Raw genomic sequence first — 23072 nt, 5'->3', positions numbered from 1 at the left:
ACAATTTCAATGTGATATACTGTATTTCACCATGGGAATGACAAATGTTAGACTAAAAATTAAAAATCCACAAAACCCAGAGAGGGAATATCAAGGCAGATTCTTGGTCGACAGCGGAGCAACTTATACTGTAGTTCCAGCCAGTATTTTAAAACGCATTGGAATTAAACCACAAAGAGAAGAGGAATTTTCGCTAGCGGATGGTTCTACTATTAAACGTAAAGTGGGAAGTGCAATGTATGAATTTGAAGGAAAGGAGTCAGCTGCACCTATTTTATTCGGAAAAAAGGGAGACAGTTTACTGCTTGGAGCTTTTACACTGGAAGCTCTAGGGTTAACTTTAAATCCCTTATCCCGCACTCTTCACCAAGCAAATTTGAGGATGTAAACCTTAATATTTATTTAAGGACCGTCCTTAAATAAATAGTGAATATTCCAAACCTGTATAATATTCATATGGTTAGTGAGGAAGAGGGTTTTATTGGGTTGAGTTTTGCCCCAGGTATTGGACCTATGCGGGCTAAAGCGCTCTTGAAAGAATACGGATCGGCAGGCGCTGCATACTTAGCAAAAGACTCTATACTTAAACATATTTTGGGATTAAAAATATATGACAACTTTATTAAGTTTCGAAAAAGTTTTAACCCAGATCGTCAGATAGAAAAGCTAAAACAGCAACAGATTTTCTTTTTGACTCAGGCAGATAAAAAGTATCCCAAGAACCTTCTGCAAATACCAGATCCTCCCATAGTTCTCTATGCTAAAGGTAATATTGAGCTATTAAATAGACCCCAAATTGCCGTCATCGGAACTCGCCAACCAACTGCCTATGGTATTAGCTCAACCCAACAGTTAGTAGCTGGACTTATCAAACAAGGATATATTATTACCTCGGGACTAGCACTGGGAATCGATACAGTTGCTCACAAAGTTGTACTAAAAAGCAAAAAGCCTACGATCGCGGTCTTGGGGTGTGGAGTAGATATCTGCTATCCAAGAAGTCATCAGGCTATATATAACGAAATAATAAAAGCTGGGGTGGTAGTTTCTGAAACTGCACCAGGAGCGGATATTACCAGAGCTGGAATAATTACTAGAAACCGCATAGTTTCCGGCTTGTCAAAAGCTATTATTGTAATTGAGGGGGCTAGAAAAAGTGGAACTATGATTACGGCGCGCTTTGCATTAGAGCAGGGGAAAGATGTTTACGCTGTCCCTGGCCCCATTACCAGTGACTTAAGCGATGGGCCAAATTACTTGATTAGTATTGGTGCTACACCGGTTACATCAGCACAGAACATTATAGAAACCCTGTTATAATGCGAAACAAGGCGAGGCCTTTTATGTAATGAATGGCCTTGCCTTTAGTTTAGCTGTTATAATAAACAATTATGAAACTAATACTAGTTGAATCACCAACCAAAGCTAAGACCCTAACTCGCTTCTTAAAAGCTGGCAAGGATTTGAGTATTGAGGCAACATATGGTCATATACGCGACTTACCAGAAAAAAAGCTCGGTGTGAATACAAGAAAAGATTTTGAGCCTGAATATGTTATTCCTAAGCGCCAAACCAAAAAAGTAGCCGAGCTTAAAAAACTAGCAAAAGCCGCTGACAGTATTATATTGGCAACTGACCCAGACCGTGAAGGGGAGGCAATTGCTTATCATGCTGCCTTACTTTTAAAAAAGAAAGGCATGAAGATTGAGCGTATTGTATTTCATGAAATAACTAAATCCGCAATTGAGGCAGCGCTAAAAAGTCCAAAAGAAATTGATCAAAATTTAGTGGATGCCCAGCAAGCCCGCAGAGTACTAGATAGGCTCGTTGGCTACAAATTGTCACCATTGCTTTGGCGAAAAGTTAGAGCAGGATTATCTGCTGGTCGTGTGCAGTCAGTTACAGTTAGACTTGTAGTAGACCGTGAAAAAGAAAGAGACGCATTTAAACCAACAGAGTTCTGGGTCATTGAGGCAGAGGTGAAAACTCCTAGAGGTGATAAATTCAAGGTTATTTTAGATAAAATAAATGGTGAAAGTGGCGAAGTTAATAACCAAAAGGACGCAGGCGTGGCTTTGGCCCAGCTAAGACTCTCAAATTACATAATATCTAATATTGAGAGGAAAGAAGCCAAACGCTCACCTAATCCTCCTTTTACCACATCAACTCTTCAGCAAGCAGCCGTAAATCGCTTAGGTTGGTCCAGTAAAAAAACAATGATGCATGCCCAGAAGCTGTATGAACAAGGTCTAATTACTTATCACCGTACCGATTCCCTGAGTATCTCCCTAGAAGCTGTTACTTCGGTAAGAGCATATATTGAGAAAGAATATGGCAAAAAATATTTAGTTGGAAAGGCGCGGCTTTTTAAGACCAAATCTAAGGTAGCTCAAGAAGCACATGAAGCTATTAGACCAACCAATGTAGCTAAAAACAAAAGCGGCGCTTCGCCAGATTCAACAAAATTTGGTCGCGATGATGCACGTCTTTATGACCTGATATGGAGTCGTTTTGTAGTCACTCAGATGGAGAGCGCTATCTTTGACCGCACCAAGATAGAGGTAGAAGCTAAAGCAGCTAAAACAAACACATATACACTTATTGCTCGTGGAGAAATTTTAAAGTTTGATGGATACCTCAAGGTGATTGGTATAACAAAGTCCATGCAAGAAGGGGTGCTTCTACCAGAAGTTAGTCAAAAGGAAAACCTCAAACTTATTAATGTGGATGGCGAGCAGAAATTTACGCAGCCACCCGCACGTTTCTCTGAAAGCTCGCTAATTAAAAAACTTGAAAGTGAAGGAGTGGGCCGCCCTTCAACATATGCTCCTATTATCTCTAATATTCAAGATCGCCACTATATCGAAAAAGAAGAAGGACGTTTTTCACCGACTAAAATTGGCATCACCGTCACAGATTTTCTGGTAGAACATTTTCCAGCTGTATTGGACCTTAAATTTACAGCATCAATGGAGGATAGTTTAGATGAAATTGCCAATGGGGCCGCAGAGTGGAAAAAAGTAATTGGGGCTTTTTATGAACCGTTCAAGACTACCGTGAACAAAGTACAGACTGAAGCTGAGAAGGTTAAGATTCCTGTTGAGAAAACGGGGGAGAAGTGCCCTGACTGCACAACGGGAGACGTGATTATTCGCATAGGTCGGTTTGGTAAGTTTTTATCTTGTGACAAATTTCCAGAATGTAAATATACCAAAAACTACAAGGAAAAGGTTGGAATAGATTGTCCCAAGTGCAAAGGTGAAATCATAGTTCGCCGAACCAAACGGGGTAAGCAGTTCTTTGGGTGTTCTAATTACCCAGACTGTGACTACGCTGCTTGGAAAAAAACAGACATCGGCAAAGAACCCGAAAAAACAAAAAATGGTGGCTGACCCCATTATCACATTATCAATATGCAAAAATATAAAGTAGCTCTAATAGTTGGGAGGTTTCAGCCGTTTCACAAAGGCCACCGCTATCTTATTTTGGAGGGATTAAAACAAGCTGAAAAGGTTATTATTGGAATAGGAAGCATTAATCAGGATAATAAGGATAACCCAATTGGTTTTGAGCACGTAAAATCTCTGTTAGAGACATTTTTCAAGGAAGAAAAGTTAGAAGAAAAGTTAGTTGGAATATACGGAATACCAGATTTTTTTAACGATAAAAAATGGGGAGACTTTGTTGAAGAGAAGCTGTCTCCCTTTGACGTTATTATAAGCAATAATGACTGGACCAATCGCATTTTGAAAGCAAAGGGGTATCCAATAATCGAAGTCCCATTTTTTAAAAGAGAGCTCTATGAAGGCCGAAGGATTAGAAATTTATTCCGCACCGGTAAATCTTGGATGAGCCGTGTTCCCAAGTATCTGGCAGTTCAAACCAAAAAGCTCCTCCATTAATAAGGCGAGGCCCTACATGCAATGGAAGGCCTTGCCTTAAGTTCTAGTGAATAAATGTGATATATTGGATACATGGATATGGTACATCAGCTTACCTGGATGAACAAACAAAAAACTGCTCTGATGGCTTCGTGGATATTGCTATTTGCTGTAATCCTAATTGGAATTTTTTTATTAACTGACCCAGAAAGAGACGTCCTGTCTGCTACAGTTTACTCCCAGCAAGGGTCGCCTCAGCTTGGCTCTTTTGATCCATCCTTAACTCCCTCAACAACACCCACTCCAGGAGTGGGTTCTATAACTCCCACACCTAGTGGGGGATCAATCGCAATGCCGCCAATTGCGGCTGGTAAAGTAACTCAACAAGTTGACTGGGTATACGCTGATGTTGGTCGTTGCTGGTCAGCCTGGAGTGGGGATCAATGTAGCTATACTCCCCACGAGGGGGGAGCAGATTTAGTAAATCGCGACCTTGATGGAGATGGAGCGAGTGATGTTGCGTGTTCCTTAGGAACAGGTGCGCGTCGAAAAACAACAATCACTAATACCTCAAGTAAAACATTTGAAGTTAGCTGTGAGCTGTATCACTGCGCTGCTTGTGAATCCGCCAATGGAACTCATGCCCAGTGTGATGGGGGACTTGATGAGGGAGCACTAAGGGTCTCGCAGAAAATATCCTTAACCCCAGGTTGCTCCTTAACGTGTAGCTGGTCTGGAGTTGAAGGAAGCTGTCAGTCTGCTCCAACACCCATTCCAGGAGTGGGTTCTCCAACCCCCACACCACTGCCAGTTACAGAAAATATTAAATCTTTGAGAGTATTATTTAAAGAGATTGAAGGTAAGGTTTTTGTTCCGGCGGCAATTTTGGAGGCTGTGGCAAAAATTGAGATGTCTACGACCTTTACATATACTCCAGCTCAGATATCCCAATACACCACCCCCGGTAACAAAATTCCCGGTTGTGGACCAAATGTCTGCTCAGCAACTGGCCCCATGCAGATGACTATCGGAAAAGATGCAAATGGAGATACAACTTGTCCAGGCTGTGGAGTTGGATTTTGCCCTAATGCCTGGAGTGGATATAAAAATGCGGTTAAAGATTTTGGGGACTATACCCACACTTCAAATGTCTGCAATCTGCGTGATAATATTTATGGATCCGCAGCCAAGCTCAAGCACGACAGTGGAACGGGTGAAACAAGCCTGAACTGGACAAAAGCACAAACAAAAGAAGCAGGGTATAGGTATTATGGGAACAATACAATAAGATATCCCAGACTTGAAAATATGACGTATGATGAATATGTTTGGTGGTATTATCAAAACTATGGATACTAAATTCTTAAAAGCAAAAACTATACTAGGAGTATTGGTAGTGGTTCTGCTAATTCTTATTGGAGTGAGCGTGTTTGGTAAAAACAAAACAAATTCTCCAGGTACAAGAGTTATACCAATAACGGCGCCGGAAATTATACCAACTGACAATATCTCTGAGCAACAGCAATATGGTCAACTACCGGATTATCCTTTTACATATCAAGACTTAAATCTTGAGCTGAATAATATGGGAACAATTTTGAGAGTGGACTTTTCCGGAGAAAAAAGCAGTGCGGAAGCGAAGGTGCAACAGCTATTAACTGAATATAATATAGACACAACAAACCTGGAAATAGTATTTATTGGTCTGGATCAAGATAGCAACGAACCTCCCCCTGGCTTTGGTCAAGGACAGTAGGTCCCTTGGTGGTGTATAATATAGATATATGCTAGTGCATTATCTAGACAATCAGTGGGTAAGCCAGGAGGAGCTTAAAATCTCCGCTTTTGATATTAGTGTCCTTCGTGGATTTGGTGTTTTCGATTTTCTACGCACATATAACCAAATTCCCTTTCGTCTGCAAGACCATCTAAATCGTCTTCATAATTCAGCACGTGCGCTTTCCATGACAGTCCCAGCAACCGCTGAAGAATTAAACTCAATAATCAAGGAAGGAATCAGTAAAAATAGTACCCAAACTCCGGAATTTAATATACGTATAGTGGTTACTGGTGGAATCAGCGAAGACAGTATTAGCGTGGGAAAGGGGAGTCTGATCGTGATATTTGCTCCGTGTCATGAATATCCTATGGAGTTTTATGAAAAAGGGGTGAAAGTAGCCACGTTCAAAGTGGAACGCCAGATCCCAAACGCCAAGTCCCTAAACTATATGGCAGGAGTAGGTGCATTGGCAAAAGCAAGGAAAGATAATGCCATTGAACTTATTCACATTGATCCACAAGGAAACTTATATGAGGGAATGACGAGTAACTTCTTTGCTGTTATGGATGGAAAGCTTATTACGGCAAATGAGGGAATTCTGGACGGGATAACAAGAAAAGTCATCCTTGATGAACTGGTTCCCGCGCTTAATATTGAATTAGAACAGCGTTTCCCAACTATGTCCCAAATATCAAACTTTACAGAATGCTTTGTTACGGCATCCAACAAAGAAATAATGCCAGTCCATCATATCGATGACCTACAAATCGGAGATGGGTCTGTGGGCCCTATGACCACAAAGCTTATAGCCGAATTTCGCAAAATAACTAGATAAGAGATGGGGACATTGTATATTGTTTCAACACCAATAGGGAATCTTAAAGATATCACACTTCGTGCTTTGGAAATTTTAAAGTTGGTAGATATTGTAGCGTGCGAAGATACTAGAACTTCCGGCGTACTACTAAAAGAACACAGTATCAAAGCAGAACAATTAATCTCACTTAACGATAATAATGAGCAAAGAAAGCTATTAAACCTCATCACAAAGCTTGAGCATGGGGCTAACATTGCCTTAATTTCAGACGCAGGAACTCCTTTAATCTCCGACCCAGGATATAAGCTTGTAAAGCGAGCTATAAAACAGGGGATTAAAGTTATTCCAATTCCTGGTCCTAGCGCCTTATTATCAGCTTTGACCGCAAGTGGTTTACCTCCTTACCCATTTATGTTTGTGGGATTTCTATCCAAGAAAAAAAATAAACTAAAAGACGAATTAACAAGATATTCAGAACCTAAAATTACTTATATTGCTTATGAAGCAAATAGTAGGATCGAAGAAACTTTAAAATTAATGACAGAAATTATGGGAGAGGATACCCAGGTTTGTATTGGCAGAGAACTAACTAAGCTGCATGAAGAGTTTATCAGAGGAGCAATTAAGGACATTAAACTAACTAGCCTCAAAGGAGAAATAACTCTCCTCTGGCACAGATAATTCCTTAGGTGTCAACCTAACCCACTCCAGGAGTGGGCGCGAAACAAGGCTTAGCCTTTAATACGAGCGGGAGCTTGCCAGAAAGATACAGATAGTATTACAATAAACATATGGAATTTATTGGGACAGGAGTAACGCCGCCCGCTTCTCCAATCTTACAGGGTGGGTTTGCAAATCTTGCCAGTTTTATTATCCGTTTAATAACAGTCATTGGGGGGCTATTTGCAACCTGGAATTTTGTTGTAGCAGGATATAAGTTTATGCAAGCTGGGGAAAACCCCGATGCTATATCTGAGGCGTGGGGGAGCATCTGGAAGTCGCTCATAGGGTTACTCTTAATTGTAGCTAGCTTTGTGTTTGCGGCCTTTATTGGCTGGATCTTCTTAGGCAGCCCAACAGCAATAATAGCCCCAGATTTCTCCACAACCCCACCAGTGGTAGCCCCAACAACCCCACCTGCTGGTCCAACGGCAACCATAGCACCTCAACCGCCAACCGCAACACCAGTTCCAGAGAGCATAGGAGTAACGAAAATATATCTTCAAGCAACGCCACCGAGCCCAAATTCACCAGTAGGTATTAGAATTGTAATAACTGGAAATATTAACACTGGATATAGTTATAAAACAGAAGACCAAACTGGAGCTACAACCTTAAATTGTAACGCTATTACAACAAGTAATACAGGCAATAGCTCATCTATGATTCCAGGTAACAATCCAGCATTTAGTGTTGTCTTACAGGGTCATACCGCTAAACTATATACAGGCGGCAGTTGCTTAGGCGCCGTTTCAGCCACGTCAACAGTCCAAGTAACAACAACTGGAGGAGAGAATACGGAGTAGATCTGCCTATTGAACTGGTTTTATTTTCTCGATTTCTGCTCTAGCTTGATTTTTGTCATATGTTTCCATGAAAGCACGAGCAAGGGTATTTAGACACTCTTTGGCCAAATCATCTGGATTCTTTCCTGTCTTTTTAATATAGAGATCTTTCAGCATGCCCTGCATTTCTTCTTTTGAACGCTGTTCTTCTCTAGCCACTCTTTCTGCCTCTTCAAGTTCTTGATCTGTAAAAGCCAATACTAAATCACTGTATACCTTAGCATGGGCAATCTTAATCCATTCTTTGAGGAGTGGCTGAACCTGCTCTGGCTTATGTCCAGCTTCATACAGGGTTTTTAGAACTTCTGCTACATAATCCCTGAAACTATCTGGCGTTGTTTGGTTGGTGGTCATGTTTTAATTATACTATTTACTAAATGTTAAAGTTACTCCACTAAGCACTAAGTTCATCACTCCTTCATACCCAGCTTTTATAGCTGGAGCAGCCATTGTTGTCTGATGAAATACAGAAACAAGGAATGTCTGAAGCATTCCATTATGAGAATTTGCAGCCGCAGTATTTAAAGCAACGAAGTTTTGAGCAATCACAGTACTTAACCATACTTGATCGGCTCTATTATTTGGATTTATTGATCCTAATCCTTGTTCTGTTCTTACTTGTTCAATAACATTTGTGAAAGTCATAGGGTGACCAGCTTCAACTGTAACAGTTGTCATACCTGAAGCACTAACCTCAACACTTAATCCATCAGCACTAGCTGTTGCTGAAGTTTCTACTATGGGTTGTTCAGCAGTTACAGGAGCAACCGTTTGTGGATTAGCTTCTACATTGGTAGGCGCTACTAGAACATCACCCTTTTCCAGCTGAATTTGATCAAGAATTTGAAGATCTGATAAAAATTCACTTTCATCTTTATCAACCATATCATTTGCTAAGATACCGAAAAGCGCTTGTCTGGCTTCTTCTTTATCTGAGCCTTCTGGCATTTCAGCAATCTCTTCTAGAATTGTATCAAAGTTTGCTTCTACAAAATTTACTTTCCCAGCAAGGTCCGCATCCGGTAGGGCAGTTTCACGTAGCGTGGCTAGTGTCGCTCCATCTTCTCCAGCAACTTCTGCTTTTTGTTGTCCATCTTGCTCTGATATCCTAATTGCTTGATCATCTAGTTTAGAAGACTCTGCAACTATGGATTGTGCAGGCGCTGCATTAGCCTCTACGGCCGCTGCTGGTGCTACAAAAGTATCTCCTTTTTCCAGAGGAAGTTGCCCCAAAGTCTGAAAATCTGTACCCCTAGGATCACCATCACCTCCCCATGGTGGGTTAGCTATAACTCTGTCTAGGGCAGTTTGCGCGGCAACGCGCTCCTGTGATCCATCGGGTAATTCATTTATCTCAGCCCGAATGGCTTCCTGATTTGCTACTATGAAATTAACTTGTGAATCAAAACTAGCATTAGCCCCTACCCTTGCCCGCACGTCTGATAAAGTTTTGTCATCAGTAGTAACCTCTACCTGTGTAACTCCATCTGTATTTTCTGTTACAGTAACCCCCGAAGCATCTGCTTTTGCTACATCAACAGCAGGAATAACCGCTTCAGCGGGAGCAGGTGCCTTAGCCTGTTCTGGTTCTGCTGGGCTACCATGTATAGCTTGGAACCAGTTATCTGCTTGCTTTGTACTATCCGGACTTGAGTTTTTGACTTGTTCTAATGCAATCTGTCGTTGATCTATCTCAGTCTTAATCTCGCGTTCAAGATCCAGCCTTTCCTGAATCTGAGCAATGTATGAATCATTTCCACCCTGAGGCAGGGAATTAGAATCAGTTGGATTAAATGCATCACCTTTGGACTGCTCTAGTGCTTGAGCAGCAGTCTGATTTTCTGCAACAGTTATAGCTTGTGTACCGCTTTGTGCTTCAGATAGGTCTGCCTCAAGATCTTGTATTAACATGTCCTGCATTGCACCTAAGGCATCAAGTCTCTCTCCTTCATTAGCAATTGCTATCTGTGCAAGTTCAGGGTTATCAATCGATGAAACCAAAGTTGGAAGATCAACAGGTGATCCCACTCCAGTTCGGTAATCAGCATCAGGTAATGCGGTTCCTGTAACAAATTCACGCAGATTATTTCTATGATAATTAACCTGTGCACGTTGGTCGTCAGTTAGTCCATTATCTTGATCGACAAAAATTTGATCGAGTTTATTAATAAGACTCTCAGTAGATTTCATCCATTCATCACCCTCTGTTTGAAAGACTTCAATCGCAGGTCCTACCTCAGCCCGCTCTACAGATGCTCCAGTTGAGGTAGTAGATTCTATAACTACTTTGTCTGCAGGTTCTCCTGCTGGAGGCTCAATATCTTCTTCTACTGGCGTAGTAGCAGTTGGTTCAGGTGTAGCTGTTTCTGTAGACTGTACTGGTGCAACTGTCGCTGCAGGTTCAGGTGCCTTAGCCTGTTCTGGTTCTGCTGCTGGCTCGGGCAAAGCTGGAGGTGTGAAATCTATTGATGTTAATGACACACCATTTGCTAACAATCTAAGATCATTCTTGTACATACTTTCTGTATAGTCTTCCGTAAATTCCCCAGAATAACCCATCACACGATCAAACGCACCTCTGATTGGTTCAGTATCCGTCACATCATTTAGCTCATTAATTGCTCCATTTATAGCTTCTGAATTTTGATGAATGACACCACCTAGCTCTTCGGCAGAGAAGTTATTACGATAGTTGCCATCCAGATTAGCAGCCAACTCGCCCAATGTTGCATCATTACCACCAACAGCACCCACATGAATTACACCATTTTCACCTTGAGAAAACTCAGAGTTTGGAGATAAATCAACTGCACGAGCAAGCCATTCACCAGCACCCGTATGTTGAACTTGGTCGATAAATCTAGAACCTGCCATTTGGGCAGCTGACCCAACTGACTCCACCGCAAGTCCACCCAGAAATGATGCAACCTTACCACGACGATTTTCTATCTGTGATAGTCTCATCATATCACCAGCAGCAGCAGCTTTCATTCCTTCCATATTAAAAACAGAATGTACTACAGTGCTTAAACTTAAAGCTGCAGCATTTTTCCACATCCTAATCGCAGTTGTATTGACTCCATATTGTTGCAAATATTGACCAGCCAGTTCAGCACCTACATCTGCAAGAACTCCAGTTGCAATTCCAGCCAGTTGATATCTGCCTTCACCAGCCAGAGTTATTCTTGTAATGGCTTCATTAATAAGTAGCGCTGTTCGTTTGGGTAGTTCAACACCAACTGCCTTAACAACATCCACACCTATACCCAAACCACCTGTAGCAGGAGCTGGGGGAGCAAGAGCTGGTTGAACTTCTGAAGCTGAAGAAGGTTCACTCTTTTTCCAAGGCCTCCAATCCTTCCAAGATTTTTTTTCTCGAACTGGCGGGGTATTCCTATCTGCTGGATCAGAAGCCCAAATTGGATGCTGTGGCCGAGGCGCCGCATTGACAGCTGGTTGTTGTGGACTTGTAGTAACCACAGGCTCACTATCTGGAATTGACGGAGCTGCAGTGCTATTTGAAAGATTCATAAATGGATTTCCAGCGCCTACTGCCTCAGTTGTTCCAGCTATACCTGTCCTGGTCTCCTCACTAGCACCACCGAAAGTAAATATTGGTGCTCCTGCTGGTTGTGGTTCTCGATCACTCATATATTTTATTATCTCTTAACCTAATGGATTATTCAAATATCTCAGCTTATTATTCCAACTACTACGCAATAAATTTCTATCAGCCATTTGCTTAATATAAGCCGGAAAAGTCCCAAGTACAGCTCCAAACGCACCTACTGCTTGGTCTTGTCTGTCCACATTTTCCATTGCCAATAAAAACATACTAAAGTTTGTTGTAAATGCTGTTCTCATTGTTTCCGGAAGTCTATTCACATCAGTAATCTGATTGGCAGTAGCATAGGCCATAACGGCATCAAGCTGACCAGCATGATATAAGTTTGTAGCAAAATCAAATTCATCCTGACTTGGTATTTCCCACCTTATTCCTAATTGAACCATCAAGTCAGGCAGAGCTCCTTTACCCAGCTGGATAAATTTACCTATTATTTGGGCTGCCTGGTCAGGTCCTTTTTCTTTATCTAAGTTTGCCAATTCAAGAGTGCGCATAAGTGCGCCTGTGGCAGTGCGTTTATCCGCGTCCGGTAACTCTGCCCATTGTTCGCCCTTTTCAATTACTTTTTCAAATTGCTTTAGAATAGCTGGGGTACCATCAAACCTATTCTCGATAACCGTAATTGCTCCCTGGCTTTCACCAAGCTCGGCAACTAGAGCTTTTATTTTTTGTGGAGAGCTAGATAATTCGGCAATCTGAGCTCCCGTCATTGCTGTAACTTTCTCAACTGCAGAACCAGTAATAAGTAGTATCCTATCTCCCATTTTCAGCTGTATACTCTCACTATTTACAGATACTCCTGATTTTTCATCGGGTTCATCTGTACTAACAAAACTTGCCCCGCCTTCTGATACGTGGACAGCTTTAGCATTTCCCTTTAAGGCCACATTTGCAAGATCATCTCGAACATCAGCACAAGCTAGATCAGAATTTTTGAGTGGGTCTTTATCTTTGTCATAGTAGTTTGATAGGTCCCATTCAAATCTTTTTCCACGGCTACTTCCCCGCGCAGCCAATATTGCAGCTTCCTTATATTTACTTACCAACAGGTCAATACCTGGATGATCTTCAGCTTGAGCTTCGCCACTGGGGCTATGAATAAAAACTGCATCATCCAATGCTCCAACTTGACGCATGGTGTCTACAGAACCTCGAAACAGATTTCCATAGTAGGCATCCCTAATCAAGCTATCATCAGCAAGTCTGGCTCCATCACAAAACAACTGGGAGCCGGGGGTGGCAGAGCCATAAGAAAATGCAGAGCTTAATAGCTCATTATGAGGTTGGGGAATAGCTTCAACAGTTTCTTGTACCATTATCTAAATTATATCTCAAATACAGTTCTCATACCAGTTTTTAAATAACACCCTCTAGCAATCCAGGAATGTAATACAGAGGACTGGCCAGCTGATTTTTAGCAAATGTAATCCGATCTTGAGCTGGGACATTTTTAAGCCTATCTGCCAATATAACCATAGTTCTTGCAAAGCTTAGTTGCAGGTTTGAAGATACAAGAGTAGCTGCGCGTGTTGGGTCCTGGGCAATCTGCTTTGTAACATCATTTACATAAACGATTGCTGTATTAAGATCCGCATCTGTTGGGTTACCGAGTACAAGCTCAATCCCATCAACCACCCTCTGGGCAAGTTTGCCTGCCAGCTCAGGGCGAAAAGCAGCAACAGCGGCAAGGGTATTAACTGCTGATGCCATAAGATCACTTGCGGGTCTCTCTGCTTCAGGGGCACTGCTTAGAGCAGTATATGTTCTAATGGTTTCCATAAATCTTTCTTCTAATTCAGCTTGCCTTGCCTCTCCAAGAGATTCCCATGGCCCCTCTGTCGTTTGAAACAACATTTGCCAGCCTTCAATATGTTTAGTCAACAGCTCTGGGGTGGGGGAGGGTTCGAGGGCTATAGCTGGGGCAACTGATAATCTTTCAGAATTAGACATTCCTACAATTGCTGTTGGCTGGTCAAGCTTAGCTACCTTAAGTACATCTGCCAAGTGATGCATAGGACTAGAAATATTCTCCCCCTTCGCTGGATTAGTAAATAGGTTTCTAAATTGTTGAGAATCAAGTTCTGCTTGGATTAAATTTCTTGCTGAGCTACTAAACATAATAATATTCGTAACTGGAAGTTTATCGACTGCGCCTCCTATTGAGTATACAACCTTAGCTGGATTTGGCTTTCCTGAATACTTACTATGATAATGAGGCATATTGTGATCACTAAATATCACCGAATCCATCATCGTACCCGTACTTCCTATTATTGAACCATAGCCATCACTAATCAAGCTCATAACTATATTGACTCCAGGCATTGCTTTGCTTAACTCTGAAATTGCATGTTCTAGTGCGCTATGCGGATTCATACCGCCTGCATTAGCTTCGTCATAAATATTATCAAGATAATCAGTAAAGCTTTGCTTTCCAAGAACTTGTCTTGCATTCCCATCCCACTGAATAATACCTGCAAACCTATCAGTAGCGAAAGTAGTTGGATCAGAGTCTAGTTCAGGTCTTGATGGAATATCAATCCCTGCCATTGAAAATCCACCATCCATAGCATGTATGCCCATTCCTCTTACCCATTCTCTTTCATCTGGTTGGGGAGGAGCTGATTTAGCTCCTAACTCTGCATCCAACTGATCTAGAGTAATTACTAACGTTGCGCAGGCGGGGCAAACTGGTGCTCTTCCACGATAAATAGCATTACCACAACTATGACAAATATTATCTGAATTGATTCTATGAGTATTTTCAGGCTTGTCTTGAACTCTCTGTTTTAAGTGAGCAGCATACTCACTTGCTGCCTTTTCATCTGCCAGAATAATAACTCTTGAGTGATTAACCACTGCTTTAACTTGCATGTCAGTGCGTGTCTTCATTTCTTGGTTACTGAAATGTGTGGCTATAGTTACTGGTAGTTGTTGAATATATTCATCAACATCTTTGTAAACATCTTCTTGATAGAAATCTGTTGGCGTACTTGATTTTTTCCCCATCGTTGCCCTGTAGCGAGTTTCATATCCTGGTGCAAGATAGTGGATACCCTTCCCATCAAAAGAAGAAGCGAATGCTCCATGAGATTGACCAAAACTTCTTAAATCTACTACCACCACCGGCCTATTGTTATCTGATGAAAGAGCATCTGCAGCCTGCACGACTGCACTTGCAGATTCTTTTTGATTTGGTCCACCAGGCAACTCCATCACAGCTATCTCAACATTTGGATAATCATCACCCCTGGTAAACGGGAGAGCACCGAGTGGTTTAGCTATTTCTGGGTTTAAATTCAAACCCTGTAGAGCCTGAAAATCCAGATCAGCCTGATGACTTATTATAGGATCAGCGGTTTCTTGTGACATAGGACTTTACATATCATATCAATTGTTTCATAGTTTACCTAAAACCCACTCTAAACTCAACTGTAGAGGACTACTGGATTAACACCTGCTTCTCAAGACTTTCAATTCTTTCTTCGTGATTTTCCAGGCGGTCGGAATAGCCTGAAGTTATTATTAGTTCATCTCGCATATCAGCAAGTTCTTTGAGTATTTTATCTTCAGATTTATAGATTCGATCTTTTATTTCCTCTCTCAACTGACTCATTTCCTCTCTCAACTGACTCATTTCCTCTTTCAACTGACCAAATCCACGCGCGAACTCCTTGCGAGACTCATTATAGAGCTCGGCTATTAATTTAAGATCTTTTTTAGTCAACATTACACTATATTAACTTTGTTTTACGGATTAGTCAAACAGGGTTTGACCCTGTAGTAATTTTCAACAGACGCTTATAAATATTAAAGGCTCAGCCTTTCATTACATGAAGGGCTTAGCCTTATACTCGCTTATTGGTTACTGGATTAACACCTGTTTTTCGAAGATTTCAATTCTATTCTCATGATCATGAACCTGAGCTTTGAGGTGGCCATTTTTCTTGCTGTTTGATCGCTCGCGCTCCTGCAGAATAATTCTCTCGGTCTCCGCTTTATCAAACCTTCCTAACACGGCATCAATTTTAGTAAATAATTCGTCTTTCCACTTAGCAAGGTTATCTTTAAATTCAATTTTTAACTCATCAAGCTCTGTTCCTCGAGCTAAACCAATTAAATCTTTTTTTGTAGCAAATTTCTCTCCATCTTCCTTAGTTAAAAACTGTTTAGCATCTTCTTTCGTGACTAGATGACTTGTTTCTTCTCTAACAATTTTTCTCACCCGAGCCTCTGTAAGTGTTTTTATCATAACTAAATAATACTAAATTTATGAAAGATGTGTCAAGGATTTTATTTATATCCGGGGCAGTCGTGGGATTTTATCGTAAAAGACTAAGCCCTTCATGAAATGGAAGGCTTAGTCTTGTACTTACTTATGGTGTTTTGCCTTTGGAGCCTGTAATTTGCTCTAGGCGCTGATCAAATGTATATAAAAGTTTATTCTCCAGCTTTGATCTGGCGGCAAGGTAAGCGTCAATATAAGAAATATTATTATCTTGGTATATAGAAATTATAAGCCCAAGCAGTTCACGATTTAATTTAATGCCCTTTGTTTCAATAAGAGCCCGAAGACTAGTAATTATTGCAGGTTTTTTAAGGCTGTAATATGACTGCAATACCCAGACGATTTCTGCCAAAACAACATCGGGTAATTCTAGTTCATTTGGACGAGCATCTCTAATCAAACTGGCAACCGCCTCAGCTTGTTTTGAGCTATCTTCCGTCAACAGGCGAAGAATTATATTTGCATCAAGAAGTTTTGATTTTGTCTGCATGATCTTTTGACAGATAATCTGCAACCGACTTATCCGCCTCTTTATCTGAATACTTTTTAGTCGTATCTATGGAACCTTTAAGCTGAACAATATCTACGGCTTTGTGAAGCTCTACTTTGTTAGCCACCTTAATAAACACCACTTGGCTATCTGCTGTTACTTGTAAAAACTTTCTGATTTGAATAGGAATTGTAACCTGACCTTTTTGTGTTATTGTGCTTAATTGCATATGTAACGATTATAATACAATGTATTACTTTTGTCAATCAGTATTACATTTGTATATAAAGATCGGGTCTTTATAAGTAGGGGATTACTGGATTAAGACTCGACTTTCAAGGGATTCTATTCTAGTCTCATGATCTTCAAGTTGATCTCTGTAGCCAACCATTGTGTCAAATTCATCGCGCATATCCGCGAGCTCTTTGACTACTTTATCTTGACTTCTTAATATCATATCCATGTAATGGCGAAACTTATCATCAAGCTTCTGGTCAAAGTTTTGCTCAGTCATCCAGATTTTATTATCTAGTCGTCGAATATCATCCTTAGTAGCCATATTCTTGATATCATCCTTAGTAGCCATATTCTTGATATCATCCTTAGTAGCCATATTCTTGATATCATCCTTAGTAGCCAGATGCTGTATTTCCTCTTTAACAATTTTTCTTACACGGGCTTCTGTAAGAACTTTGTTACTTTTCTTGGTTGATGCTTTTGTCATAATCGGATAATACTAAATTTATGAAAGATATGTCAAGGCACTGAAAAATAGATTATGATATACATATGGACTTAGATAATCAGGCGCCTTCGTATTCATCTGGATATACTAGAAGTGCACACTTAAATAGGAAAGAGGAAGCAGTTCACAATGAACAAATCACTAATAATATTTTTTTAAGGCAGGTGGTTCCCATAACACTCGCTGTAATATTATTTATTTTGCTTTCCCTTGGTTTGCACGACCTGTTAACTTGGGTAAATAGCGTTCACGGATTTAATCTGGATTTATCGCTGCATATTTCATCTATTGTCTTTGGAGCGCTTATTTATTTTAAGACTTCAGTAGATTTTGGAATTTTTATTGGCCGCTTAATGCATCTATACCCAGGCTGGAAGAATCGCATTGCAATTGAGCTTGGAACAGCCCTTGGAAATGCTCTTGGTACCATAGCAATACTCTTGCTTTGGTTGTTCGTAGCTCAAATAAATTTTCTTCTAGCTTTTATGATTGCGTTTTCTTCATTAGTTTTACTTGAACTGGCATTCGTGGGACTGGAGCATTTTAACCATTGGCAAGAAGAGGCCTCAATTTTAGGGTTTTTATATAATCTAGTTGAAAAACCACTAAGCTTCATTAATAAAATCCAAGGCCCTCTTTTACGGCGCGTTTTACCTGGACTAGGGGAGGTGTTTAGGGGGCTTGAAGATGAGGAGACAGGGGAGAAGTTAGCAGTTTCCTGGGGTAAATTATTAATGTTTTCGCTCACTATTCCTATTCTGTTGGGGGCTGATGACTTTGCTGGATATGTGCCTGCCTTTAGTTTAGTTACTATCTACGGATTTGCTGTTGGAATATTTGGTGCTCACGCTTTGCTTAATATAGCTTTGTTTGTTTCTCCTCGCCACACTATTTCCTTTGTTCGAAACTCATTTATAGCCTACGTTGGCACAGTTGCCTTTATCATCTTGGCTGTTTTTGGATTTGTGGAGGTGGTAAGAATCTTGCTATACTAAAGACCATGAGTAAGAAGCTCCTTATCTTTATTTTTTTAATCACTATCTTTGTCTATCCAAGTCTAATCTTAGCTCAGGAATACAACCCAGGCACAGACCGGTGTAGTGGTATTGTTGGTATTAAAAGTGAGCGCCAGGCAACGGGTGATACAGAGTGTGCAGACGCTTTATCCTGCCCCGAAGAGTTGCGAAACAAAGAGGGAGGCTGTGGGCCAATTATTTCAAAGGAAGAAAGCTTTATAGATAAAGCGTTTAGTGGAATATGTGGTACGATTGGAATATTTTGTCGCTGGGGAGAGTCGGGTAAGCACGTACAAAAAAATAATTTACCATATGCTTTGCATGACCAGGTGAAGGATGCTACCACTCAAAACCAGGGGACACGTGTGTATTCGCAAGCTTCCAATCCATTAAGTATTATAAATAATCTTCTTGGGACCCAGAGCAATACGGGTGGCCTTAGAGGCTATTTCCCGAATGAGCTATTGTCAGGCAGTAGTGGAAAAGGAGCTTTAGAATCTCATAAGGATATTGCAGATTGCTCAGGCCCAGGAGGCCTAGGCTTACCATATGAGCTATGTAATGATATTGCCTACAGCCCTGGAGAAGATGGGGGAGATGATACCATACCAGATGGTATCAATCCTTCACCGATTATAACCCTCAGTACAGAAGCATATCAGATAGAAGGATGCCCACCTTCTTCCGAAAGGATATTTATAGATAAGAGCAGATACTTGCATCTAGAACATCAATTTAGATGTTCGACTCCAAGAGTAATTGTTGTACATTGGTCAGGAGGTTGGTCTACTGCTCAAGATACGTATAACGAACTGAACTTACTAAAGCACAGAGGGGATACGGACAGAAATGGGAATCCAATTGAGTCCAGAAGGTCGTGTCAGTTTGCGATTGATGAAAATGAAACCATACAAATGCTAGACCTTTATTCAAATCCAAATACAGTTCAGATGGGTTGGTGTGCGGGGGGAGATAATAATATTGGATCTTTTAATCTAGAGATTTCAGGAGCTTGGTTTGATCGAACTTTAGAAAATCCTGGCTCTTTACAGTTTAAAAAACTTGAAGCCGAGACGAACGAGGCTATCAGGGTTACTTGTGATTTAATTAAGCGTTATAATATTTCTAAGACGGAGGTTTATGGACACTATCAGCTCCAGGAGGGAAAAAGTGATCCGGGAATTAATTATTTAAAAATGTTTAAAGAAAGAGTAATGAATGAATGTTAATTTGTGTAAATGAATATTAATGATAAAAGATAATAAACTTAAATATTTAGCTACGGGTATATTTCTTTTCATGGTCCTTTTGATTGCAACGCTAAGCGTGCTTCTTTCAAGGAATCAAAAAGCCAATGAAAACGGGGAACCATTAATTATATCTGTACCAACAATTACGCCTTATCCAGGCAATCAATTGGGAAAAATATCTGTAATTCCTGATGAAGAAATCCCTACATCACCACCTACTCCCATTCCAGAGGATGGGGACATTATTCTTAGTGGAATTGCTGTAAATAATTTTTATGATACTTCTGAGTCTGTAGATAATAATGGGAATGCAGTTATCGAAAAAACGGATAACTATACAATCTTGTTCACAAAAAATAAAGAACTATTTGAAATAGTTGTATCAGACAAACGATACAAAGAACTTGCAGAAGAACAGCTAGTAAAGGAATTAGGTCTGGATAAAATCAATGCATGCAGAATTAGTATCACAGTAGCAGTGGAGGGTGTGACTTATCCATTAAGCTATTGCACGGATAGCGGAGAGGGTAATTCTCATTAATAATTTACTTAAGTAGCTGAGGGGGAGGCTTCTTTAGATTTTTCAGTTGGCTCTGCTGTTGGCTCAACTACTTTCACTTGCGCCTTTTTTTCTGAAGGCGTGGTAAAGATTACCTGCACATCAGCTTCCCTGGGGTATGGCTTAACTAAATCACGCTGACTAGTACTAACCGCAATAATAACCCCCAGTAACGCAAGAACTATTATTGTAAGGACCAGTTTTATTTTTGCACCCATTGTCATACAGCAAATATTATACTACTTAATACATATAAGAGCTCCAACAGGGGAGAATTCGGGGAGTATAAACCCATCCAAATAAAAAGCAGAGGCTGATCCTCCATCCAAATTTATGGCCGAAACAAAATTATATTTGCCCAAATCTTTAAATATAAGCTCGTGTAACTGGTCGAGTGTCGGCCCGTCAAAATCATTTTCCTTACCAACAATTGCAAGCATATACACGGTCTCATCAGCGCTTTTAGTTAGCAACATGCGCCGTGCATATTTGGTATTATCAAATTTTGTTGGCAGATCTTTTTGCATGTAGGGACCTGTTTGGAAGGCAAAATCAGCCTTATTAAAAACTGAGTTTTTAATAGAGCTTATGTTAAGGCCGTTTCTCTCAGACCAGACATAGCCATTAAATAATTTTGAGTTACTACTATCTGCTAACTGTTTACTGTTTACTACTAACAATCCTAGTGGGCTATTATCCGTATCATAAAAACCGCCATTTACTGCCTTTTTGCAGTTATTATCTTTAATAAGTAAAGCTGATGACATTTTTTGGGAATAGTTAGGAATTAGTAATACATCACTTTCTTTAACTGGTGTAAGGTAAATACGGTATGAATTAAGTTCTACTAAATCTCCTGAAAATTCAATTGAGGGGGCGGCCGCTGGAGAGCTATACGAGAGAGGAGAAAGTAATGATATCAAAGCGATAAGAAGAGCCAAAATATTTTCAAGCATGGTATATAATATACATTATATGGCAACTCATCAACAACCCGAAGGTCCTGAGACAACAAACTCCGCGTTTTTGATTATCATTATTTCTGCCCTTTTTGCAAGTACTCTTGGCTTGATATTTCTAATTTTTCGGGGAGGTAGTGATTTTAAGGATACTAAGCCACCGATTGGAGACGAAAAACCAGCTATGTCTGCTTCCCAAGCTCCAAAACCAACAGCGGAGCCTTACAATTTTGATATAGTTATCCCTGATGATATTGCAACTCCTCCGGCCAATCTGGAGGGAACTCCTGAAGGGTTTACCGCTTTCTAAGCTATAATATAGGTTATGTTAAGGTTAGACGCCAAAGTGCTCAGAGATAAAATTCCTACACAAAAAGAAGTTGAATCTATACCGAGGCGTGATCTATTTATTATTGTAGATAATGTTCTTGACACCTTTAATACCGGCAGTATGTTTCGGTTGGCTGATGCGGTTGGCTGTAGACATATGTATCTGATCGGTAGTACCGATACGCCGGATGATGTTAAGGTAGGGCATAAAATTCACAAAGCTAGTGTGGGTACTCACCGCTGGGTAGCCTGGTCCCATCATAAGACTATTAAACAAGCTGTATTGGAAATTCATAAAATAAATCCTAAAACAAAAATAGTTGCCATAGAGCAAGACAAAAAAAGCACCCCTTATACAGAAGTGGACTTGAAGGAACCCTTGGCTCTAATAGTCGGTCACGAAACTAGGGGAGTGGGCTCTGAAGGATTAAAGTTAGCAGATCAGATAGTTGAAATACCTATGCACGGAGTCAACAAATCCCTGAATGTCCTCATATCTTTAGCTATAGTGTGTTATAGGAGTTTGGAGCGCAAATAGGAACATTAAAAGGCGAAGCCTTTATATGTTATTTAGTTATGCTAACGATCTGGTGTTGGTGTGCCAAGTTCTGCAGCTCTCGTAGCTTCAGCCTGAGTAGCATGTACAGCTCCAGGCGTAAGCGCAGCATTTTCTATTACATTGGGAACTGAAAGTGATGGTGGTTGATTACCATATGCATCCCTTAAGTAATCAAGACCTTCATTTAATGCCCAAATAGTTCCTCCCGCCACCAAACAAGCACCAACAGCTTTATAAGCAGTTTCTCTACAACCTCTGTAAACATCTTTTCGATTTGCCATTGTACGATTATTATATCACCTTATAGTAAAATAATCATACAAAACCAATTCTAAACGTATTTTTCCCCTTTTAGCTTATCTGGCAATAAACTCTCTTTGGAATATTTTTGGTAACCTTTGCCATACCCTAAATTCTTCATCAGCTTAGTCGGAGCATTTCTTAGACTCATTGGAATAGGTAAATTTCCATATTTTTTTACATCCTCCTGTGCGCTTCTTAACCCATCATAAGCCCCTCGATCTTTCTTGGCCGTTGCCAGATAAACCACTCCATGCGCAAGATTTATCGCACACTCAGGATATCCAATTATCTCCACCGATCTAAACACCTCATTTGCTACCACCAGCGCGGTGGGCTGGGCCATTCCCACGTCCTCACTGGCAAATATCACCATGCGACGCGCTATAAATTGTGGATCCTCTCCACTATCCACCATACGAGCTAAATAATAGAGAGCAGCATTTGGATCAGAGGCCCGCATCGATTTTATGAAGGCACTTATAGTGTTGTAGTGTTCTTCTGCTTTTTTATCGTAGCGAAGATGCTTGGATTGTAATGATTCTTTAAGTGAATTAATTGTAACTTTTCCATATAGCTTTACAGTTGTCTCAAGCAGATTTAAGGCTTGCCTGCCATCACCATTAGCAAACGAACCCAAGAGATCAAGGGCAGATTTTGACGGCTTAGTTTTTAGTCTCAATTCCTTTAAGCCTCTTTGAACAATCTTTGCCACATCGGCATCTGTATGCTCCTTAAGTACAAAAACTTGGCAACGTGAAAGAAGGGGGGAAATTATTTCAAAGGAAGGGTTCTCGGTCGTTGCTCCAATAAATATAATCGTACCATCTTCAACAAAGGGAAGCAAAAAATCTTGTTGAGCTTTATTGAAGCGATGAATTTCGTCCAAAAATAAAATAGGAGAGCTT

At 40.5% G+C, this 23072-nt stretch carries 26 protein-coding genes and 1 pseudogene; 14 read left to right on the top strand and 13 right to left on the bottom strand.

The genetic code is table 11. The features are described from left to right. Nucleotides 1-31 precede the first annotated feature (31 nt). From CO050_00275 to CO050_00235, 9 genes are all read left to right on the top strand, one after another. Nucleotides 32-388: an aspartyl protease gene (locus CO050_00275; GenBank protein PJC32346.1), complete on the top strand. Its 357-nt coding sequence runs from the start codon at nt 32-34 to the stop codon at nt 386-388. 68 nt (nt 389-456) lie between these two features. After that, a complete protein-coding gene (dprA, locus tag CO050_00270) occupies nt 457-1320 on the top strand; it encodes a DNA-protecting protein DprA (GenBank protein PJC32345.1) in 864 nt (287 codons plus the stop codon). Nucleotides 1321-1391: 71 nt separating this feature from the next. Next, the gene (locus CO050_00265; protein ID PJC32344.1) at nt 1392-3392 is read left to right on the top strand and encodes a type I DNA topoisomerase; all 2001 of its coding nucleotides are present in this window, start codon (nt 1392-1394) and stop codon (nt 3390-3392) included. Nucleotides 3393-3413: 21 nt separating this feature from the next. Continuing rightward, nucleotides 3414-3902 carry a hypothetical protein gene (locus CO050_00260; GenBank protein PJC32343.1) on the top strand — a complete coding sequence of 163 codons (489 nt, stop codon included), beginning with the start codon at nt 3414-3416 and terminating at the stop codon, nt 3900-3902. 72 nt (nt 3903-3974) lie between these two features. Beyond that, complete coding sequence (locus CO050_00255; protein PJC32342.1) at nt 3975-5240, top strand: hypothetical protein; 1266 nt, start codon at nt 3975-3977, stop codon at nt 5238-5240. Further along, on the top strand, nt 5200-5637 hold the full coding sequence (locus tag CO050_00250; GenBank protein ID PJC32341.1) for a hypothetical protein: 438 nt from the start codon (nt 5200-5202) through the stop codon (nt 5635-5637). Before CO050_00255 ends, CO050_00250 begins: the two co-directional genes overlap by 41 nt. A gap of 28 nt (nt 5638-5665) precedes the next feature. Then, the gene (locus tag CO050_00245) at nt 5666-6496 is read left to right on the top strand and encodes an amino acid aminotransferase (GenBank protein ID PJC32340.1); all 831 of its coding nucleotides are present in this window, start codon (nt 5666-5668) and stop codon (nt 6494-6496) included. A 3-nt stretch (nt 6497-6499) separates the two neighbouring features. Then, nucleotides 6500-7159, top strand: a complete 660-nt coding sequence (gene rsmI / locus CO050_00240; protein PJC32339.1) for a 16S rRNA (cytidine(1402)-2'-O)-methyltransferase — start codon at nt 6500-6502, stop codon at nt 7157-7159. 110 nt (nt 7160-7269) lie between these two features. Next, the gene (locus CO050_00235) at nt 7270-8004 is read left to right on the top strand and encodes a hypothetical protein (protein PJC32338.1); all 735 of its coding nucleotides are present in this window, start codon (nt 7270-7272) and stop codon (nt 8002-8004) included. Between the two features lie 6 nt (nt 8005-8010). Here the strand turns inward: CO050_00235 and CO050_00230 are convergent, their stop codons facing one another. The 9 genes and pseudogenes from CO050_00230 to CO050_00190 all read right to left on the bottom strand — a co-directional run bounded on the left by CO050_00230 (nt 8011) and on the right by CO050_00190 (nt 17170). After that, on the bottom strand, nt 8011-8397 hold the full coding sequence (locus tag CO050_00230) for a hypothetical protein (protein PJC32337.1): 387 nt from the start codon (nt 8395-8397) through the stop codon (nt 8011-8013). A 1983-nt stretch (nt 8398-10380) separates the two neighbouring features. Then, a pseudogene (locus CO050_00225) lies at nt 10381-10485 on the bottom strand (segregation/condensation protein A). Between the two features lie 1224 nt (nt 10486-11709). After that, nucleotides 11710-12984 carry a hypothetical protein gene (locus CO050_00220; GenBank protein ID PJC32336.1) on the bottom strand — a complete coding sequence of 425 codons (1275 nt, stop codon included), beginning with the start codon at nt 12982-12984 and terminating at the stop codon, nt 11710-11712. 40 nt (nt 12985-13024) lie between these two features. After that, a complete protein-coding gene (locus tag CO050_00215; protein PJC32335.1) occupies nt 13025-15040 on the bottom strand; it encodes a hypothetical protein in 2016 nt (671 codons plus the stop codon). 70 nt (nt 15041-15110) lie between these two features. Further along, nucleotides 15111-15398, bottom strand: a complete 288-nt coding sequence (locus tag CO050_00210) for a hypothetical protein (protein PJC32334.1) — start codon at nt 15396-15398, stop codon at nt 15111-15113. A gap of 135 nt (nt 15399-15533) precedes the next feature. Continuing rightward, nucleotides 15534-15920: a hypothetical protein gene (locus tag CO050_00205; GenBank protein ID PJC32333.1), complete on the bottom strand. Its 387-nt coding sequence runs from the start codon at nt 15918-15920 to the stop codon at nt 15534-15536. 124 nt (nt 15921-16044) lie between these two features. Further along, complete coding sequence (locus tag CO050_00200) at nt 16045-16446, bottom strand: hypothetical protein (protein PJC32332.1); 402 nt, start codon at nt 16444-16446, stop codon at nt 16045-16047. Next, nucleotides 16421-16675: a hypothetical protein gene (locus CO050_00195; protein ID PJC32331.1), complete on the bottom strand. Its 255-nt coding sequence runs from the start codon at nt 16673-16675 to the stop codon at nt 16421-16423. The genes CO050_00200 and CO050_00195 overlap by 26 nt, the downstream gene beginning before the upstream one ends. A gap of 84 nt (nt 16676-16759) precedes the next feature. Continuing rightward, entirely contained in the window at nt 16760-17170 is a 411-nt protein-coding gene (locus CO050_00190; protein PJC32330.1) for a hypothetical protein, read from the bottom strand. 65 nt (nt 17171-17235) lie between these two features. Here CO050_00190 and CO050_00185 point away from each other — a divergent pair, with 65 nt between their 5' ends. The 3 genes from CO050_00185 to CO050_00175 are packed head-to-tail and all read left to right on the top strand — an operon-like array spanning nt 17236 to nt 19998. Further along, a complete protein-coding gene (locus CO050_00185) occupies nt 17236-18186 on the top strand; it encodes a hypothetical protein (protein PJC32329.1) in 951 nt (316 codons plus the stop codon). A gap of 5 nt (nt 18187-18191) precedes the next feature. Further along, on the top strand, nt 18192-19436 hold the full coding sequence (locus tag CO050_00180) for a hypothetical protein (GenBank protein PJC32328.1): 1245 nt from the start codon (nt 18192-18194) through the stop codon (nt 19434-19436). A gap of 19 nt (nt 19437-19455) precedes the next feature. Next, on the top strand, nt 19456-19998 hold the full coding sequence (locus tag CO050_00175) for a hypothetical protein (protein PJC32327.1): 543 nt from the start codon (nt 19456-19458) through the stop codon (nt 19996-19998). Nucleotides 19999-20006: 8 nt separating this feature from the next. Here CO050_00175 and CO050_00170 read toward each other — a convergent pair whose 3' ends face one another. After that, on the bottom strand, nt 20007-20240 hold the full coding sequence (locus CO050_00170) for a hypothetical protein (protein PJC32326.1): 234 nt from the start codon (nt 20238-20240) through the stop codon (nt 20007-20009). A 15-nt stretch (nt 20241-20255) separates the two neighbouring features. After that, the gene (locus tag CO050_00165; GenBank protein PJC32325.1) at nt 20256-20972 is read right to left on the bottom strand and encodes a hypothetical protein; all 717 of its coding nucleotides are present in this window, start codon (nt 20970-20972) and stop codon (nt 20256-20258) included. Between the two features lie 19 nt (nt 20973-20991). Here CO050_00165 and CO050_00160 point away from each other — a divergent pair, with 19 nt between their 5' ends. Together CO050_00160 and CO050_00155 are read left to right on the top strand one after the other, a co-directional pair. Then, nucleotides 20992-21285 carry a hypothetical protein gene (locus CO050_00160; GenBank protein PJC32324.1) on the top strand — a complete coding sequence of 98 codons (294 nt, stop codon included), beginning with the start codon at nt 20992-20994 and terminating at the stop codon, nt 21283-21285. 15 nt (nt 21286-21300) lie between these two features. Beyond that, nucleotides 21301-21843 (top strand): hypothetical protein, encoded by a 543-nt coding sequence (locus CO050_00155; GenBank protein ID PJC32323.1) that lies wholly within the window; start codon nt 21301-21303, stop codon nt 21841-21843. A 41-nt stretch (nt 21844-21884) separates the two neighbouring features. On the opposite strand, the gene CO050_00150 is transcribed toward CO050_00155, so the two are convergent. Next, nucleotides 21885-22145: a hypothetical protein gene (locus tag CO050_00150; GenBank protein PJC32322.1), complete on the bottom strand. Its 261-nt coding sequence runs from the start codon at nt 22143-22145 to the stop codon at nt 21885-21887. Nucleotides 22146-22195: 50 nt separating this feature from the next. Beyond that, a partial coding sequence (locus tag CO050_00145) for an AAA family ATPase (protein PJC32321.1) occupies nt 22196-23072 on the bottom strand: 877 nt, incomplete at its 5' end.

The sequence above is a fragment of the Candidatus Roizmanbacteria bacterium CG_4_9_14_0_2_um_filter_38_17 genome, assembly GCA_002788855.1.
In the GTDB taxonomy this organism is placed as follows: Bacteria; Patescibacteriota; Microgenomatia.
The sequence above is the reverse complement of the archived record's forward strand: the minus strand, read 5'-3'. Positions and strand labels throughout refer to the sequence as shown.